Here is a 1,522-nt window from a genome sequence, read left to right as displayed (position 1 = left end):
TTGAGAGTAAACCTCTCAAAACTGAACAAAGTAAAAACAAATTGTGTAGTCTCCGTAATATTCCTTAGAAAGGAGGTGATCCAGCCGCACCTTCCGATACGGCTACCTTGTTACGACTTCACCCCAATCATCTATCCCACCTTAGGCGGCTGGCTCCAAAAAGGTTACCTCACCGACTTCGGGTGTTACAAACTCTCGTGGTGTGACGGGCGGTGTGTACAAGGCCCGGGAACGTATTCACCGCGGCGTGCTGATCCGCGATTACTAGCGATTCCGGCTTCATGCAGGCGAGTTGCAGCCTGCAATCCGAACTGAGAGAAGCTTTAAGAGATTAGCTTAGCCTCGCGACTTCGCAACTCGTTGTACTTCCCATTGTAGCACGTGTGTAGCCCAGGTCATAAGGGGCATGATGATTTGACGTCATCCCCACCTTCCTCCGGTTTGTCACCGGCAGTCTTGCTAGAGTGCCCAACTGAATGATGGCAACTAACAATAAGGGTTGCGCTCGTTGCGGGACTTAACCCAACATCTCACGACACGAGCTGACGACAACCATGCACCACCTGTCACTTTGCCCCCGAAGGGGAAGCTCTATCTCTAGAGTGGTCAAAGGATGTCAAGACCTGGTAAGGTTCTTCGCGTTGCTTCGAATTAAACCACATGCTCCACCGCTTGTGCGGGCCCCCGTCAATTCCTTTGAGTTTCAACCTTGCGGTCGTACTCCCCAGGCGGAGTGCTTAATGCGTTAGCTGCAGCACTGAAGGGCGGAAACCCTCCAACACTTAGCACTCATCGTTTACGGCGTGGACTACCAGGGTATCTAATCCTGTTTGCTCCCCACGCTTTCGAGCCTCAGCGTCAGTTACAGACCAGAGAGCCGCCTTCGCCACTGGTGTTCCTCCATATATCTACGCATTTCACCGCTACACATGGAATTCCACTCTCCTCTTCTGCACTCAAGTCTCCCAGTTTCCAATGACCCTCCCCGGTTGAGCCGGGGGCTTTCACATCAGACTTAAGAAACCGCCTGCGCTCGCTTTACGCCCAATAAATCCGGACAACGCTTGCCACCTACGTATTACCGCGGCTGCTGGCACGTAGTTAGCCGTGGCTTTCTGGTTAGATACCGTCAAGGGATGAACAGTTACTCTCATCCTTGTTCTTCTCTAACAACAGAGTTTTACGATCCGAAAACCTTCTTCACTCACGCGGCGTTGCTCGGTCAGACTTTCGTCCATTGCCGAAGATTCCCTACTGCTGCCTCCCGTAGGAGTTTGGGCCGTGTCTCAGTCCCAATGTGGCCGATCACCCTCTCAGGTCGGCTATGCATCGTGGCCTTGGTGAGCCGTTACCTCACCAACTAGCTAATGCACCGCGGGTCCATCCATCAGCGACACCCGAAAGCGCCTTTCAAATCAAAACCATGCGGTTTCGATTGTTATACGGTATTAGCACCTGTTTCCAAGTGTTATCCCCTTCTGATGGGCAGGTTACCCACGTGTTACTCACCCGTTCGCCACTC

The 1,522-nt window shown here is 52.6% G+C and carries 1 rRNA gene; it reads right to left on the bottom strand.

The annotated features are described in order from the left end of the window. Positions 1–68 precede the first annotated feature (68 nt). Positions 69–1,522: ribosomal RNA gene (locus tag AB3I00_RS14500) — 16S ribosomal RNA — on the bottom strand; the annotation flags it as partial.

This window comes from Enterococcus sp. C76 (assembly GCF_040886985.1).
In the GTDB taxonomy this organism is placed as follows: Bacteria; Bacillota; Bacilli; order Lactobacillales; family Enterococcaceae; genus Enterococcus_B; species Enterococcus_B lactis.
The sequence above is the reverse complement of the archived record's forward strand: the minus strand, read 5'-3'. Positions and strand labels throughout refer to the sequence as shown.